This is a genomic window from Adhaeribacter arboris (assembly GCF_003023845.1).
GTDB classification, from domain to species: Bacteria; Bacteroidota; Bacteroidia; order Cytophagales; family Hymenobacteraceae; genus Adhaeribacter; species Adhaeribacter arboris.
This window is the reverse complement of record NZ_PYFT01000001.1, coordinates 2772511-2788990: the sequence shown is the minus strand read 5'-3', so window position 1 is coordinate 2788990 and position 16480 is coordinate 2772511. Positions and strand designations below refer to the sequence as shown.

13 protein-coding genes are annotated in these 16480 nt (G+C 44.2%); all 13 read left to right on the top strand.

All coding sequences use genetic code 11. The features are described 5' to 3' along the window. The first annotated feature begins 37 nt into the window (after window positions 1–37). Window positions 38–1531 (top strand): glucuronate isomerase, encoded by a 1494-nt coding sequence (gene uxaC, locus AHMF7605_RS11240; protein ID WP_106929330.1) that lies wholly within the window; start codon window positions 38–40, stop codon window positions 1529–1531. After that, window positions 1506–2351: an SDR family oxidoreductase gene (locus AHMF7605_RS11235; RefSeq protein ID WP_106929327.1), complete on the top strand. Its 846-nt coding sequence runs from the start codon at window positions 1506–1508 to the stop codon at window positions 2349–2351. The genes uxaC and AHMF7605_RS11235 overlap by 26 nt, the downstream gene beginning before the upstream one ends. A 404-nt stretch (window positions 2352–2755) precedes the next feature. Beyond that, the gene (locus tag AHMF7605_RS11230; RefSeq protein WP_106929325.1) at window positions 2756–3499 is read left to right on the top strand and encodes an RraA family protein; all 744 of its coding nucleotides are present in this window, start codon (window positions 2756–2758) and stop codon (window positions 3497–3499) included. 129 nt (window positions 3500–3628) lie between these two features. Beyond that, complete coding sequence (locus AHMF7605_RS11225; protein WP_233219012.1) at window positions 3629–4624, top strand: mannonate dehydratase; 996 nt, start codon at window positions 3629–3631, stop codon at window positions 4622–4624. Between the two features lie 468 nt (window positions 4625–5092). Beyond that, the gene (locus tag AHMF7605_RS11220) at window positions 5093–6298 is read left to right on the top strand and encodes a Gfo/Idh/MocA family protein (RefSeq protein WP_106929322.1); all 1206 of its coding nucleotides are present in this window, start codon (window positions 5093–5095) and stop codon (window positions 6296–6298) included. A 246-nt stretch (window positions 6299–6544) separates the two neighbouring features. Next, window positions 6545–7327 carry an SDR family NAD(P)-dependent oxidoreductase gene (locus AHMF7605_RS11215; RefSeq protein ID WP_106929320.1) on the top strand — a complete coding sequence of 261 codons (783 nt, stop codon included), beginning with the start codon at window positions 6545–6547 and terminating at the stop codon, window positions 7325–7327. Window positions 7328–7339: 12 nt separating this feature from the next. Continuing rightward, entirely contained in the window at window positions 7340–8269 is a 930-nt protein-coding gene (locus AHMF7605_RS11210; protein WP_106929318.1) for an ROK family protein, read from the top strand. Between the two features lie 66 nt (window positions 8270–8335). Then, window positions 8336–9136: a sugar isomerase domain-containing protein gene (locus AHMF7605_RS11205; protein WP_106929316.1), complete on the top strand. Its 801-nt coding sequence runs from the start codon at window positions 8336–8338 to the stop codon at window positions 9134–9136. 117 nt (window positions 9137–9253) lie between these two features. Further along, window positions 9254–10657: an FAD-dependent oxidoreductase gene (locus tag AHMF7605_RS11200; protein ID WP_106929314.1), complete on the top strand. Its 1404-nt coding sequence runs from the start codon at window positions 9254–9256 to the stop codon at window positions 10655–10657. An 11-nt stretch (window positions 10658–10668) separates the two neighbouring features. Further along, window positions 10669–11634, top strand: a complete 966-nt coding sequence (locus AHMF7605_RS11195) for a phosphotriesterase family protein (RefSeq protein ID WP_106929312.1) — start codon at window positions 10669–10671, stop codon at window positions 11632–11634. Between the two features lie 707 nt (window positions 11635–12341). Beyond that, window positions 12342–13223, top strand: coding sequence for an AraC family transcriptional regulator (locus AHMF7605_RS11190; RefSeq protein WP_106929310.1), 882 nt, complete (start codon window positions 12342–12344; stop codon window positions 13221–13223). Window positions 13224–13455: 232 nt separating this feature from the next. Further along, a complete protein-coding gene (locus AHMF7605_RS11185) occupies window positions 13456–14376 on the top strand; it encodes a sugar phosphate isomerase/epimerase family protein (RefSeq protein ID WP_106929307.1) in 921 nt (306 codons plus the stop codon). 41 nt (window positions 14377–14417) lie between these two features. Next, the gene (locus AHMF7605_RS11180; protein WP_106929305.1) at window positions 14418–16163 is read left to right on the top strand and encodes a GMC oxidoreductase; all 1746 of its coding nucleotides are present in this window, start codon (window positions 14418–14420) and stop codon (window positions 16161–16163) included. Window positions 16164–16480 lie beyond the last annotated feature (317 nt).

The window sequence follows — 16480 nt, the reverse complement described above, 5'->3', positions numbered from 1 at the left end:
GGGTAAAAGAATTGCCTACCAACTAACGGTAAACAACATGTATAACAAAGAAGATTTTTTATTAGCCGAAGCCGCCAAAGCTCTGGGCACCGCGCCCGTTGCCGGCAGCTTTTTAACGCCAAATTTTTTACTGGATAATAAAACGGCCGCCGGACTTTACCACGAGGTAGCAGCCCATTTACCTATTCTGGATTACCACAATCATTTGCATCCGCAGAACTTAGCCGAAAATAAAACCTTTGCCAATATCACCCAGCTCTGGATTACCCACGACCCTTATAAGCACCGGGCTATGCGCCTGAATGGCGTTCCGGAAAAGTATATTACGGGCGATGCTGCGGATAAGGAAAAATTTCTGAAATGGGCCGAAACATTGCCCAATACTCTGGGTAATCCTTTATACCACTGGTCTTGCCTGGAACTACAAACTGTTTTTGGGATAAATAAACTACTAAACCCCGGTACTGCCGAAGAAATCTGGCACTCCTGCAACGAACAATTGAAAAGGAACAACTTCGGGATGTTAGATATTTTAAAAAAATTTAATACCGAATTAGTTTGTACTTCCGATGACTTACTGGATGATTTAGCCTTCCACCAGGCGGCCACTTTTAAGTCGAACAATATTACGGTGCTGCCTTCTTTGCGGGCCGATAGCATTCTGAATGTAGGACATCCGGCTTTTTCTAATTGGCTTAAAAAACTAGCTGCTCAAGCAGGAGTAACCATTCATTCTCCGGAAACTTTCCGGGAGGCGGTTCAAATAAGGCTGGATTATTTTAGTGACACGGGTTGTTTATTAGCCGACCATGCCCTGAATGCCGGATTTCATTTTAATTTACCGGCCCCAAAAAAAGAAAATGAACTTTTACAAAAACTAATACAAGGCGAAGTTTTGCCACTGGCGGAGCAAGTGCAGTTACAATCTTTTTTACTGGTTTTTCTGGGGGAAGAATACCGAAAACGTGGGTGGGTCATGCAACTGCACATCGGGGCCCAGCGCGCTACCAGCACCCGCTTACGAAAATTAGCCGGTCCGGCCGGCGGCTTTGCCACCATCGGAAAAACCTGCGACATTGATAGCTTATGCTGCTTTTTAGATGCCCTGGATAGCCAGAATAATTTACCTAAAACTATTCTGTATACTCTAAACCCGGCTGATAATGAAGCGCTGGCAACTTTAACCGGTTCTTTTGCGGAAGATGGGGTTACCGCAAAAATTCAGTTCGGGCCCGCCTGGTGGTACAACGACCATTTAACCGGCATCGAAAAACAATTACTGGCGGTTGCCAGCTACGGCTTGCTGCCCCATTTTATCGGCATGACGACCGATTCCCGGAGTGTACTCTCTTTTACCCGGCACGACTATTTTCGAAGAATACTCTGTAACCTACTAGGCAAATGGGCCGAAGCAGGGCGCATCCCAAGCGATAAATCCACGCTCGAAGAACTAATCCGGAATATATCTTATCACAACGCGAAGAATTGGCTTTTAAAAATAAATAATGGTAAATATAAATTTACAAAATAGAGTGGCGGTAGTTACCGGAGCCGGTGGTACGCTTTGTTCCGAAATGGCTCGTGCGCTCGCCCAGCAAGAAATAAAAGTAGCCCTGATTGGCCGGGATATGAATAAACTAGTGCAGGTAGAAGAGCAGATAAAGGCGGAAGGCGGTACGGCTATTTCGGTGAGCGCGGATGTATCGGACCAGCAAAAAGTAGAAGAAGCCCAGGTATTGATTAAAAAAGAATTAGGCATCTGTAGCATACTAATTAATGGAGCCGGTGGTAACCAACCGGATGCTATAACCACGATTAATGAATTTGAGGAACAGGAACTGGATGATGGAAGCGCCGATTTCCGGGGCTTTTTTAACCTGGATATGGAAAAATTTAAAAGCGTGATAGAGGTAAATACCATGGGCACCGTTATTTCAAGTTTTGTTTTCGGTAAAGACATGGCGCGTACCAAACAAGGCTGTATTATTAATATTGCTTCTATGAACAGTTACCGGCCGCTTTCCCGGGTGGCCGCTTACGGTATTGCCAAAGCCGGTATTGCCAATTTTACCCAATGGCTAGCGGCTTACTTGGCTCCGGCCAACATCCGGGTGAATGCCATTGCTCCAGGCTTTTTCTTAAACGAGCGCAGCAAAAAACTCTTATTAACCCCCGAAGGCTACAGTAGCCGGGGCGCCAATATTATACAGCATACGCCCATGGGCCGTTTTGGCGAAGCTACCGAATTAATTGGCTGCATGAACTGGCTCATCAACGACGAAGCCGCTGGCTTTGTAACCGGCACAGTAATTCCCATTGATGGAGGCTTTTTGGCGTCTTCGGGAGTGTAATTCATGGTCTAATGCAGTATTTCAAAAGTGCAATTTATAGGTAACGTAATATTCGTGTCATTCAGGTGGACTTTATTTTGCCACGAAGCAAACAAGTTTACTTCTCTACAAGCGCTAGGGTTAACCAGAGCATCACTAATGCTTAAAAGGCACCGGTCAGTCTTTCAACCAATGTCTTTAACCTGAGCCAATCGGAAGAAAAAAGCCCCCCTTCGCAGGGGGTAGGGGGATGACAAATAGCATCTGATTAAATTTTTTCAAAAGCTATTATTCCCTTACTTAAAGACATTGCTCGGGAGACTGGCTCTTGTCTGTTCGTCACCAGTCTCGCTCTGCTAAAACTGGCGCCAGAGAAGAATGTTTAAGTTTAATCAAGTAACATAACTTTAATAAAAATTAAAAAAATGAGTGTAGACCAATATAAAAAAGAGGTAGGAATGATGAATCTGGAGAAACTTATAGAATCGCGGCAAAGTGTTTCTAATAAAGTTTTTCCGGTTTCCGATAAAGAGTTGCTGTCCCGGTTTGAACAATTATACACCGGGGCCGTGAACGATGTGCTGCGGGAGTTTTGCTTATTAAATCAAGCTTTGCCCAACCGCATCATTCCTTTGCGGGAGTACCAAACGGTGGCCGGTTTTGCTTTTACCGTAAAAAGTGCGCCCAACAGCATGATAAGCGGCGAAATGGAATACCGGACGAAAATGCTGGGTGAATTACACGAAGATGCTTTTGTAATCTGGGATACCAGCAAAGACGAAAAAGCCACCTTATGGGGCGGCGTGATGACGGCTACCGCTAAAGGTTTAAAAGTAAAAGCAGCCTGCATTGACGGCGGCATCCGCGACACCCACCAGATTTTGGAAGCCAATTTCCCGGTATTTTATAAGTACCGCACCTCCAACGGCAGCCTGGGCCGCTGCTTGATTACCCATTACCAGATAACCCTGCAAATTGGCGATGTTACCATTAAACCCGGCGATATTTTACTCGGCGATATCGATGGCGTGTTAGCCGTACCGCGCGACATAGCCTACGAAGTGTTAATACGGGCAGAAGAAATTAAAGAAAATGAAAAGAAAATATTCGGCTGGGTACACGAAGGCCAAACCATCCACCAGATAACCGAACAAGGCGGCTATTTTTAAGTATGGCTGAATTATTAGATTGTTGAATAGTTGGATTGTTGGACTACTGAATTGTTTGTTTGATTCTTTCTAACCTTTCAACTTTTCAACCTGCAACCTGCAACTTTCCAACCTGCAACCCCCTCTCCCATGAAATTATCCATGCTCTTACCTCCGAAATTCGACGAGCGCAAATGGACGCTGGCCAGACAAATCGGGGTAAACTATGCCATTACTAAAGCTGCGCCTGATTTATCCGGTCGCCCGGCTCCTTATGATTTTGCGTCGTTGCAAGCCATTAAAGAAGATTTTAACGAGGCTGGATTCAATTTGTATGGTCTGGAAGGAGATCAGTTTGATATGTCCGCAATTAAGTTAGGACTGCCCGGCCGCGATGCATTAATAGAAAAATACCAGGCGATGCTCCGGAATATGGGACGGCTGGAAATACCTTTACTCTGTTACAACTTCATGGCCGTCATTGGTTGGTTCCGCACGCGCGTAGATATTGTCGAGCGGGGAGGGGCTATTGTCAGTGAGTTCGATGTAGCCGATACAGAAGGGCAGTTGGTGTCCGAAGAACAGCAGATATCCGAAGCTAAACTCTGGGAGAACTTATTTTACTTTTTAAATGCGGTATTGCCCGTAGCAGAAGAAGCTGGCGTAAAAATGGCCTTGCACCCCGATGACCCACCCGTCAGCCCTTTAAAAGGGGTGAGCCGAATCCTGACCAGTGCGGCCGCTTTTGATAAAGTTTGGGCAAAATTTCCGGTAAAAAGTAACAGCATCACGTTTTGTCAGGCTACATTTAAAATCATGGACGAAGATTTAAAAGCAATCTCTCAAAATTGGTTACAGCAAGATAGAATTGCTTTTCTGCACCTGCGGGATGTAGCCGGTGACAAATATAAATTCCGGGAAACCTTTCACGACAACGGCCCTACGCCCATGGCCGAAATGCTGAAACATTACGGTGATTACGGCTTTGCTGGTCCGTTGCGCCCCGACCATGCCCCCGCCATGTACGGCGAAAATCAAAATCTATTTGCGGGTGGGATGTCGGTGGGTTACGAAATTACCGGCAAAATATTGGCCGTAGGCTGTATCAAAGGAGCGGCGGATGCTTATGGTATTCCGATGGAATAAACCAGGAATAAATAGATAAACAACAATAACTACCTTTTAAAAGAATTCAATACTTCCTAAACTTTTCAAAATTTATCGAATCTAATTTCGGAGAAATAAAAGGATCTTCAGCAAGAGCCTTGATTGCGACCATCCTTCTATTTTTTAAGAATTAAGAAGGATGGTCGCAATTTTATTTAGTAGGAAACGAAATGCTAATAAAATATTTGTAAAAACTGATTAAAAAACATCAGAATAGCACTACTTAATTTTTCAAATTTGTATCAGGAGGTATTAGAAAATGGAAAGAGGATCAATCAGTCTATTACTAGATTTAAAGTTTCGGGATTTACCTTTCAAACCAATCCAATAAAGTTGAAAGCTGGCTCCTAGATGGAACTGTGGAGGGAATGTAAGCCTGAATTTTCTAAGAAAACCTTTACAAAAGTCACCACCCATAAATGTACTGATACTCATAAACCTAACACCATGGAAAACAAACCCTACCGCATTTTACTTTTGGGCACCGGTCTGATTGGTAATTTTTATGCTATGAGTTTACACGGGCAACGCAAGCTGGACCGGATACACACGGTATATTCCCGTTCAGAGGAAAGAGCCCAAAAGTTTGCCGCTCAATGGGATATTCCTCATTACGAAACCGATCTGGCTCAGGCTATTCAATCGCCGGAGACCGATGTGGTAGTTATCGGTTTGCCCAATAACCTGCATCTAGAAGCGGTTCGTTTGGCGGCCGAAGCGGGTAAAGGTATTTTATGTACCAAACCTTTGGGCCGGAATGCCGCGGAAGCTATGGAAATGTTAAAAATAGTGGAAGAAGCAGGTGTCTTTCATGGTTATTTAGAAGATTTGGCCTATCCGGCTAAAACCCTGAAAGCCTTAACCTCCATTAAAAACGGTGCTTTAGGAAAAGTTCTTTGGACTCGCTCCCGCGAAGCCCATCCCGGACCCCACAGCGATTGGTTCTGGAACGCGGAACTTTCGGGCGGCGGCGCCATTATCGACATGGGTTGCCATTGTATTGAAATCGGACGAAACTATATTGGCAAAGATATTCGGCCAGTAGAAGTTATGTGCTGGGCCGATACCTTGGTAAAACCAATTGAAGCGGAGGACAATGCGATTGGCTTAGTGAAATATGCCAACGGTGCCATGAGCCAGTTTGAAGTAAGCTGGACCTACCGGGGAGGTATGGATTTGAGAGATGAAGTATCTGGTACGGAAGGTACACTGCGGGTAGACCACTTTTTACGGACCGGCTTGGAAATGTTTACCAGTATAGGAGAACAAGGTTATGTGGCCGAAAAAGCCGAAAGTGAAACAGGTTGGCTCTTTCCGGTAGGCGACGAATCCCACGCCTTAGGTTATCCGCAAATGTTCGACGACATGTTTACTGCCCTGGATAAAGGCACCTCACCCATGGAAACTTTTTACGACGGCTATGTGGTCAATGCCATTATGGATGCCTGCTATAAATCAGCCAGAACAAAAAAATGGGAACCAGTAGAATTAGAAGTGTGGCGAGGTAATGAGGTAGAGGAAAAACAGCAGAACTACATAGAATACGATTACAACCACTACCTGATTAAAGAAGAATTATTGCCGGATGGTAGAAAAAAATTGATTCTAAAGGAAAAAGCAGGTGGTCAAGTGGTGCAACGAGTGCTGGATTAACAAGGGTAGTTAGTAGTTGTTAGTTATTTGTTATTAGTTGTTTGGTTTGTAATTACCTGATAATTAATAAGGAATAATACAATAAATTTAAATTTTATCTTGTCGAAGTTCTTGAATTTTAATGAGTAACATCTGCCTGGCTATGAGTTCTTCGAGGTTATTTCTTAAGTGAGATAATAAACTTAAAAATCTAACAACAAAATAATTGCTACTATGGACGGTCGTCTATGGACTATGGACTAAACTATGCTTCATAACAAAAATATTGTCATTATCGGGGGTACCACTGGATTAGGACTTTCGGCGGCCAAGGCATTCCTGCAACAAGGGGCCAAGGTGGTAGCAGTTGGCCGTCATCCGGAAACGGCTCTACTGGCGCAGGAAGAACTTGGTTCATCCGGTTTGGTTTTAACGGGAGATGCCACAAATGAAGATACCGCTGCCCAGGCCATTGCGCTTTGCCTGGAGAAATGGGGTCGTTTGGATGGACTTTACCACGTAGCGGGTGGTAGTGGCCGGAGCATGGGCGATGGACCCTTACATGAAATTACCCTGGAAGGATGGCAAAAAACCTTAGACCTTAATCTTACTTCGGTCATGCTTTCCAACCAGGCAGCCATTCGGGCATTTCGGGAGGCGAAACAAGGTGGCACCATATTAAATATGGGTTCCGTACTTGGCTACTCACCGGCACCCAGGTACTTTGCTACCCACACCTATGCCACCGCTAAAGCAGCTATTATCGGTTTTTCCAAATCTATTGCGGCTTATTATGCCAAAGAAAATATCCGCGTAAATGTTATTGCCCCCGCTCTGGTTGAAACGCCTATGGCCCAAAGGGCCGCCAAGGATGATGCCATCATGGGTTATATCCAAACTAAACAACCCCTCGACGGTGGCAGGATTGGCAAGCCGGAGGACCTGGATGAAGCAGCTTGTTTTTTTATGTCGGATAGTTCTAGGTTTACTACCGGCCAGGTTTTAGCCATAGATGGCGGTTGGAGTATAAGCGATGGGCAGCTATCCTAATTTATCAGAAGTATGACAACAGCTATCGGAATTGACTTAGGCGGCACAAACATTAAAGGAGTACTGCTGAATGCCACCACCGGGGAGATATTACATCGGGCGGTGCAAGCCACTGAATCTGAACCCATGGGTAGTAATGGACAGGGTAGCCATTGGAAACAGGCGGTATTTCAAATGGTTCAGGATTTAAAATTTAAAAGTGCCTATGCCATAGAAGCCATTGGAGTAGCCGCACCTGGTCTTCCTAATAACTCAAATTCGGCCATTCGAAACATGCCGGGTAGGCTGGATGGTTTAGAAAATCTTGTTTGGTCAGAGTTTTTGGGAGAAAAAGAGGTGAGAGTATTAAATGATGCCCATGCCGCCCTCATGGCCGAAGCAAAGTTTGGGGTCGGTCAGGGTATTAAAAATATAGTGATGCTTACTTTGGGAACAGGGGTAGGAGGGGGTATATTGATTAACGGTGAATTATACCAGGGCAATTATCAAATGGCTGGCCATTTAGGACACATGACCTTGGATGTAGATAAAGAAGACCCCGGCATAACCGGTATGCCCGGAACCTTGGAAAATGCCATTGGCGATGCTACAGTTTCGATACGTTCTTTCGGAAAATTTACATCCACTAAGGCCTTGGTGCAGGCCTATTTACAGGGAGATGCTTTTGCTACTTATGTCTGGCTGAATTCGGTTAGGAAGTTGGCTTTGGGTCTTTGTTCCTTAGGTAATTTACTTTCTCCTGATTTAATTATTTTAGGTGGTGGAATAACCAAAGCTGGCGAGGCATTATATAAGCCTTTAGCCAGTTTTATAGAAGTGTACGAATGGAAAAATTCGGGCAAAAAAACTCCCATTCAGCAAGCCTATTACAGTGATATAGCCGGAGCAGTAGGCGCTGCCGGATTTGCCATGAACCGGGTTTTACAGGGACAGTTGCTATAATTTTTGCCGCTTATACTCAAAGTACAAATTTGCATTTTTAAATTTTTAATCTGTAAGCTTATTAATATGGATGTAATAAAGAATTATCTGGATAAATGCCGCCACATAATCGAAGTAGTAGAAAAACAATCAGAGGAAATAAGGACGGCAGCTAGCTGGTTTGCCGAAACTATTTTAGCCGGTCGTATGGTACACGTGTTTGGTTCCGGGCACAGCCGGATTATGGTAGAGGAAATGTGGCCACGGTATGGTTCTTTTCCCGGGTTTAACCCCATCGTGGAACTATCCCTGACTTTCCATAACCTGGTAGTAGGCGCCAACGGCCAGCGGCAGGCAATGTTTTTGGAAAACGTACCGGGCTTAGCTGAAAGAATTTTACGCAATTTTGATTTAAGTCCGCAGGATACTGCTCTAGTCATCTCCTCAAGTGGCTGTAATGTGGTACCTATTGAAATTGCCGAAAATTTTCAAAAGAAAGGTATTAAAGTAGTAGCCTTAATTACCAACGCACATTCCGCCGGTAGCACCAGTAAAAGAAAGGATGGCAAAAAGCTGAGCGATTTTGCGGACTTAATCCTCGACACGGGTGCCCCGGCAGGTGATGCGATGGTATACGTGCCAAACTTGGATACGCCGGTTGCTCCCGGTTCTACCGTTGGGGGAGCTATACTGGTGAATAGCATTAAAGCCGAAGTGGCTCGTTTGCTTACCGAAGCCGGCCAACCACCTACCGTGTTGAGTGGGGCCGTAATAGTTGGGCCAGAAAGGGCTGTAGAATTATTCGAAAGTGCCTACGACCAGCACGCTCACCGTTTAGCGGGCTTGTATAAATCAGTTGGAGCGGGTTTACCTGTTGAGTCATGTTGAGTCATAATGTAAACAATCTTATTTAATTCCTTCATTCTGCTTGAAGTAAGTTACTAATCAAAAATATAAAAAATAGCCGTGGACTGTCGTCTATGGACTGTGGACTAACTCAAAACCATGCTGACCTTTATCAATCATCATCAGGTACCCTTACTAACGGAAACCGATATTCTGGTAATTGGCGCCGGTTCGGCCGGTTGCCTGGCCGCATTAGCCGCCAGCCATTCGGGTAAGTATAAAGTGATGCTGGTAGAAAGATATGGTTTTCCCGGTGGTACTTCTACCCAAATGCTGGATACTTTTTATGGATTTTTCACCCCTGGGGAAGCGCCTAAAAAAATAGTGGCTGGTTTACCGGACGCTATTGTAAATGAATTAAATAAAACCGGTGATATCTTTTTACGGCCTAATACCTACGGAGCAGGCACCGGCGTTAATTATAATCCGGAACGTTTAAAACTGGTCTGGGACCAAAAAATTATTAATGCGGGTATCCGTTTTCTGCTGCATACTACCCTGGTGGATGTAGTAAGAACCGAAAGAGAGAAAATAAGTTGTATTTTCTGGAATAAAAGTGGGTTCCACCAGGTAAAAGCCAAGAGAGTAATTGATGCTTCGGGAGATGCTGATTTTTGCCATTTAGCTGGGTACGCTTACGAAGTTGCCGGTGAGTTAGAGCCGGCCCAAAGCATGACCACCACTTTCCGGATGTGTAACGTAGACCTGGATAAATTTAAAAAAGCAGGCGGCAAGCAGATGCTGCAAGAAAAAATGATTCAGGCTATGGAAACCGGTAAACATCCGCTGCCCCGCAAAGAAGGCTCCGCTCATGAAATGTGCCAGCCCGGTTGTATTTCTACGGTGGCGGTAAAGGTAAGTGATTTACGCGCGTTGCAGGTAGAGGAACTGACCCAGGCCGAAATTGAAGGAAGGAGGCAATCTTTTATTTACGAGGATTTTTTCCGCCAGGAAGTTCCCGGTTACGAAAATTCTAAAATTATCGGGCTATCGCACCAGATTGGCGTTCGGGAAACCCGGCGCGTTTACGGGGAGTACCGCCTCACCAAAGAAGATTGCTTATCCGGTATTATGCCCCCTGACCGTATTTTTCTTTGCGGAGCGCCCATTGAAGACCATCGGCCCGGCAAAAACGGCGAAGACGAAACGTTTTGGCAATACATTCCGGAAAATGGCGTGTATGGCGTCCCTTATGGTACGATTGTTCCGAAAGGCAGCGAACAGGTTTGGGTAGTCGGCCGTTGTTTTTCGGCCACTCACGATGCGCATGCTTCCTGCCGGTCCATGGCCCAGACCATGTCGATGGGGCAGGCCGCGGGTTTAGCGGCGGTACTTTCACTGGATACCAATACGGCTGCGAATGCTGTAGATATTCCGCAATTACAGACCAAACTGCTGCAAATAGGGGCTATTCTGGATAACCCCGATACAATAGCCGATACTAGTCGGAATGGTTGGCAGAATAATTTCCGGGTTAAAAATACCATCGCTCATTCGCTGTAATTTCTTAGCCTATGGAACCAAGCCCTAACCAGCCATTTGTGCGTACCGTACTCGGCGATATTTCTCCGGATGCGATGGGATTAACCTATTCCCACGAGCACATTATTATCGACGAAAGCTATCCGACCCTCGGTAATCCTTTGTTTCTGCTGAACGACGTAGAAAAAGTTGTCGAGGAATTGCAGCGTTTTTACGAAGCAGGTGGCCGCACGATGGTCGACACCATGCCGGCCGATTGCGGGAGAAATGTGCTTAAACTGGCTGAAGTGTCCCGCCGGACTGGGGTGCACATTATTGCCCCAACCGGAATTCACCTGGAACAGTATTATTTGCCAAATCATTGGCGCTACGCCTACACCGAAGAACAATTAACGCAATTATTTGTGGCCGATGTAACAGAGGGCATTGATGCGCATGATTATAATGGGCCTTACGTGGAGCGAACCCCGCACAAAGCCGGCATGGTAAAATTGGCCACCGGCGATGAAAAAATTACGGCGCACCAGGAAAAGATATTTCACACGGTGGTAAATACCCACAAAGAAACCGGAGTTCCCATATTAACGCACACTAATTTTGGTAAACATTCCCTGGACCAAGCAAAGCTATTCGATAAAATGGGCGCTGATTTAAAACATGTTGTTATTTCGCATGTAGACCGCTACCAGGATATAGAGTATAACCGCGAATTGCTGCAAACGGGTGTTAGAGTAGAACTCGATAGTGCCTTTCGCTGGAAAGAAGAAGTTAACTGGACTTACAAATTTCTGGAAGCCTTATTGCCTGATTTTCCGGACCAGATTACCATGGGGATGGACGCGGCTAAAAGTAGTTACTGGCTATCGTATGGCGGAAAGCCAGGCTTGAATTTCTTGTTAACTACTTTTAAAGATAATTTGCAACAGATGGGTTTAGGTAATTATTACGAGAATATCTTTTTTAAAAATCCGGCTCAACTTTATGCCTTTTGTAAATAAGAATGAGTTTTTGGCTCTTCTTAAATTTAAGAACAATTAATTATTTGAATAACAGGTAATCATTAGCATAGCTGCGGCGGTTGTTTTATTTCTAATTGAGTTGTTGCATAGTTTAGGTATTGTTCTTTTTGTCTTGACACAAAAAGAACCAAAAAAGTCAAGACGCTAAAAACTCGCTGACCGCTCGAACAGTTTAGCGTCAACTCTTGCACTTTGATTGGTTCATTGTTTCATAGCAAATAGGTAAAAAGTAAATGTTGATTGGGAAATGCAATTAAATGCTTTCCTCCTAAGATTAGGCTAATATTTGAACAAGAATTAAAATGTAAGCTAGAAATTTAGATAAGCAGTCTTTAGTAGAAGAGACGTCAGTCGGGACAGCGAGGGCCTGCTGGTTTTCCGGTGCCGTTAGGCATTGCGACGTTAGGAGCAAAGGAAAAGTAGCCCGCCCGAGTGTCCCGATGGGGCCCGCCGGCCATGAGGCAAACAGGGTACGGTTCTACCTCATCAGCACCACCGCTTGGAGACTTGAAAAGGCTCCATAGAAGGAAGTGAAAAAGACAGAGTAGATTTTCTGACGAAATAAATGTTTATACTGCCTATTGACTAAGTAAATAAATGATGATGAAATGATTCTTTCAAAGCAACTCTGTTTAGAGGTTATTTAGGAAAAAATAGATATATTACATAAGCCCATATTCTCGTTTATGAAACCGCGACTTGAAAAGCTAACTTTAGAGCCTAAATATTCTTTTATACTGCAAAAGGATGTATATTCCTATTACCCCACCCCTTGGCATTATCATCCGGAATATGAACTCGTACTGGTTATCAAAAGCTCCGGGCAACGAACGGTGGGGGACAATGCCGAAAGATTTACCGATGGTGATTTAGTTTTTTTAGGTCCGAATTTGCCCCATTCTTATCAAAATGACCCGATTTATTATCAGGGTAATACAGCACTCAGAGCTGAGGCCATAGTTATTCACTTCCGGGAAGAATTTTTGGGTAAGGATTTTTTTAACCTGCCAGAAATGATTTCAGTGAATCAACTTTTTGATAGAGCTAAATTTGGTATAAAAATTCTGGGAAACACTCGCCAGCAAATTACAGATTGCATGCAGGAAATGCTGGAGGTAAGTGGTTACAGACGGATTACGCACTTACTACATATTCTGGAACTACTTGCTTTATCGGAAGAATACCAGCTTTTAGTCAGTCCCGGATTCGTGGAGCAGTATATTGCCGCCGGTACCGACCCAATTACCAAAGTGCATGAATACATTATTACGAACTTCCGGAAAGATATATCCCTGGCCAATGCGGCAGAAGTGGCCAATATGTCGGTTCCGTCGTTTTGCCGTTCATTTAAAGCCTGCACCAGAAAAAGCTTTTCGCATTATCTTAACGAAGTAAGAGTAGGTTACGCCTGTAAGCTACTACTGGAAGATAAATTTAATATTTCCCGGATTTGTTATGAAAGCGGGTTTAATAATATGTCCAATTTCAATCTGCAGTTCAAGAAAGTTACCGGGATTCCTCCCCTAAAATATAAAAAATTGAGAACCGAAAGTTCTTCCTATGTCTAGCATTCTCCTTTAACTCAAGTTATTATTTCGGAATTATGAGCTAAAAGCAAGTGGTAATTAAACGAACGTTTGCAAACTATTAATAATAAATTACCAGAACCGCTTTAGTTTTGAGGATTTTAATTGCCGTCTAAAATGCAAAAAAAGTGAATGCAGGGGACCGGTTTATCTATTTTAAGGGGATACTGGTTGGAATCTCAGGAATAACACTTGCTTATACAAACGAATATAAATGAAAACCAAGAATAATTCCCGGCGTGGATTTTTGAAAGCAACCGCTTATTTAGCTGGTGCCGGCTTAGTGGGTAATTTTTCTCCGGAAAAGTTATTTGGGAAGAACAACATTGAGAAGGGTATACCTGTGAGCGGGCACCTTTGGGTGTATGCCAGCAAATATCCTCCTAACTGGGATTGTACCCCTATATTAGAGCAAGTCTTCCAGGATTTTAAATATGCCGGCATAGAAGGGGTGGAAATGATGGAGCCCAACCTGAAGCATGCTGATGCCGTTTCCCGCATTAAAGAATTAATTCAAAAATATAAGTTGCCGGTAACCGGTACTTCCTACAACGGCGAAATGTGGAACCGCGATAAACAGCAGGAAATACTGGAAGATGTAGAATTGGTAGTGGAGCGCCTGCATCAACTGGGAGGCAGTACCTTCGGTATTTCGGTAGGAGATGCCAAGCGAGTTAAAACGGAACCGGAATTAGATGCGCAGGCTGATTTATTAAAAAAGATACTTCAGGTTTGTGACAAAAATAAGGTTCAAGCCAATTTACATAACCATACCTATGAAGTAGTAAACAACCTGCACGATTTAAAAGGAACTTTGGCCCGAATTCCGAATATTAAATTGGGCCCGGATTTAAACTGGCTGGTTCGCGGGGGCGTTGACCCGGTTTGGTTTATTAATACCTATGGTAAGCAAATAGTTTACCTGCATATCCGGGACCAGAAAGCCGACGGTAAATGGACCGAAGCAGTGGGCGAGGGAATTACCGATTTTCCGGCTATGGCGGCAGCTTTACAAAAGGTGAATTTTAAAGGGAGAGCGGCTATCGAATTAGCTTTTGATAACCCACCGGTAAATCCGGTAAAAGAAGACTGGAAGAAAAGCCGCGATTATGTAACGAAGGTTTTTGGCTGGTAAAAAACAAATAATTTCTCATTCCTATTTCATGCTTCAGATATATGGTAACAGCAGATAACGAGAGCCAAAATAAACAAACCAAAGGTTCTCCGAATCTGAATCTAAAAGGCATTGCGGAAAACACCTACGATGCTATAGTGATTGGCTCGGGAATATCCGGTGGCTGGGCGGCCAAAGAATTGTGCGAGAAAGGCCTGAAAACCCTGGTGCTGGAACGCGGCCGCCAGGTGGAGCACATCAAAGATTATCCTACCGCTAATTTAAATCCCTGGGATTTTCCGCACCGGGGGCGCTTGGCCCTGAAAACAGTACAAGAAAACCCTATTGTAAGCCGGTGTTATGCTTTCGATGAATCTACACAACATTTCTTTGTAAAAGATAACGAACATCCTTATAGCCAGGAAAAGCCTTTCGACTGGATTCGAGGCTATCAGGTGGGCGGCAAGTCTTTAATGTGGGCCCGCTGGACCCAGCGCTGGAGCGACCTGGACTTTGAAGCCAATGCCAAACAAGGCATTGCCATCGATTGGCCCATCCGGTATAAAGATATTGCTCCTTGGTATTCTTATGTAGAGAAGTTTGTAGGTATCAGTGGTAACCGCGATGGAATTCCGCATTTGCCGGACGGCGAGTTTCTGCCTCCCATGGAAATGAACTGTGTGGAAAAACACTTAAAAAGCAGTATCGAAAAGAATTACCCGGACCGGCATTTAATTATTTCCCGCACCGCCAATCTTACCAAAGGTCTAAAAGGCCGCGGCCCTTGCCAGTACCGGAACCTTTGCGCCCGAGGGTGCCCGTTTGCCGGGTATTTTAGTAGTAACTCGGCAACGCTGCCTGCCGCTACAGCAACCGGAAACCTGACTTTACGACCTTTTTCGGTGGTGCATTCCCTAATTTATGATGAGCAAAAGCAAAAAGCAAAGGGCGTACGGGTAATAGATACCAACACCAAAGAGGAAACGGAATACTATGCGAAAATTATTTTTGTAAATGCTGGTACCCTTAATTCTACTTTACTGCTTTTAAATTCTACTTCCGCCCGCTTTTCCAATGGTTTAGGCAACGATAGCGGCGTACTAGGCCATTATTTAATGGACCATAATTACCGGGGGCACATCAGCGGCCAGTTCGATGGTTTGCAAGATTCCTATTATTACGGACGAAGACCGGCCGGCGTGTATATACCCCGCTACAGAAACGTGGGCCACGACAGACAAAGCAGCTTTATCCGGGGCTATGCTTTTGCGGCTAGCGGAGTGCGTTTAACAGGAAATGTAACAACCGAAGCAATGGGGGCAGCTTATAAAGAGGCACTCACTAAACCTGGTCCGTGGAGCTTTCGCATGACGGGTATGGGAGAATGCTTGCCTTATCATGAAAACAAGGTAACTCTTAGCCCGGAAAAGAAAGATGCCTGGGGTATTCCGCAATTAATAATTGATTGTGAATTTAAGGCCAATGAAACCAGTATGCTGAAAGATATGCTCTCTAGTGGTTCTGAAATGTTAGAACAAGCGGGCTTTAAGAATATAACTGCTAGCGATAATAACCAGGCACCCGGCTTAGGCATTCATGAAATGGGCACGGCCCGCATGGGAAGAGATCCGAAATCGTCGGTATTAAATGCGAATAACCAGGTGTGGGGTGCCCCGAATGTATTTGTTACCGATGGGTCCTGCATGACTTCTAATGCCTGCCAAAATCCTTCCTTAACGTATATGGCTCTAACGGCTCGGGCTGTGGACTACGCCGTTAAAGAATTAAAAAGACAAAATCTTTCTTGAGTCTATTTTTTAAATTTTATTAAAACAGCGCAACGTCTGCCCAGCGGGCGTTGCGCTGTTTATTTTAAATAATCAGTAGCGTCGCAGATAAATCTTTTCTCGCTCCGTCCAAAATCCGCATTGTAAATAAAAGAAGCGACCTTGTAGGAAAGAGATCAGAATTTATTTCCGGTAATTAAACTTTCTTCCACATCTCCTTTTTAAATTTTACTAAAATTGTTACCAAGTGGAAATAACAAGTGATTGAACATTTGTAGAAAACGATAAAAAAGCATCAGAATAAGCCTGTATTATTAGTCATATTTGAATAATATTTA

Bases quoted from the DNA above. Each gene is read 5' to 3' on its own strand.
- AHMF7605_RS11220 (WP_106929322.1), top strand. From the start codon at position 5,093: ATGGAAAACAAACCCTACCGCATTTTACTTTTGGGCACCGGTCTGATT.
- AHMF7605_RS11235 (WP_106929327.1), top strand. From the start codon at position 1,506: ATGGTAAATATAAATTTACAAAATAGAGTGGCGGTAGTTACCGGAGCC.
- uxaC (WP_106929330.1), top strand. From the start codon at position 38: ATGTATAACAAAGAAGATTTTTTATTAGCCGAAGCCGCCAAAGCTCTG.
- AHMF7605_RS11200 (WP_106929314.1), top strand. From the start codon at position 9,254: ATGCTGACCTTTATCAATCATCATCAGGTACCCTTACTAACGGAAACC.
- AHMF7605_RS11190 (WP_106929310.1), top strand. From the start codon at position 12,342: ATGAAACCGCGACTTGAAAAGCTAACTTTAGAGCCTAAATATTCTTTT.
- AHMF7605_RS11180 (WP_106929305.1), top strand. From the start codon at position 14,418: ATGGTAACAGCAGATAACGAGAGCCAAAATAAACAAACCAAAGGTTCT.
- AHMF7605_RS11210 (WP_106929318.1), top strand. From the start codon at position 7,340: ATGACAACAGCTATCGGAATTGACTTAGGCGGCACAAACATTAAAGGA.
- AHMF7605_RS11195 (WP_106929312.1), top strand. From the start codon at position 10,669: ATGGAACCAAGCCCTAACCAGCCATTTGTGCGTACCGTACTCGGCGAT.
- AHMF7605_RS11215 (WP_106929320.1), top strand. From the start codon at position 6,545: ATGCTTCATAACAAAAATATTGTCATTATCGGGGGTACCACTGGATTA.
- AHMF7605_RS11185 (WP_106929307.1), top strand. From the start codon at position 13,456: ATGAAAACCAAGAATAATTCCCGGCGTGGATTTTTGAAAGCAACCGCT.
- AHMF7605_RS11230 (WP_106929325.1), top strand. From the start codon at position 2,756: ATGAGTGTAGACCAATATAAAAAAGAGGTAGGAATGATGAATCTGGAG.
- AHMF7605_RS11205 (WP_106929316.1), top strand. From the start codon at position 8,336: ATGGATGTAATAAAGAATTATCTGGATAAATGCCGCCACATAATCGAA.
- AHMF7605_RS11225 (WP_233219012.1), top strand. From the start codon at position 3,629: ATGAAATTATCCATGCTCTTACCTCCGAAATTCGACGAGCGCAAATGG.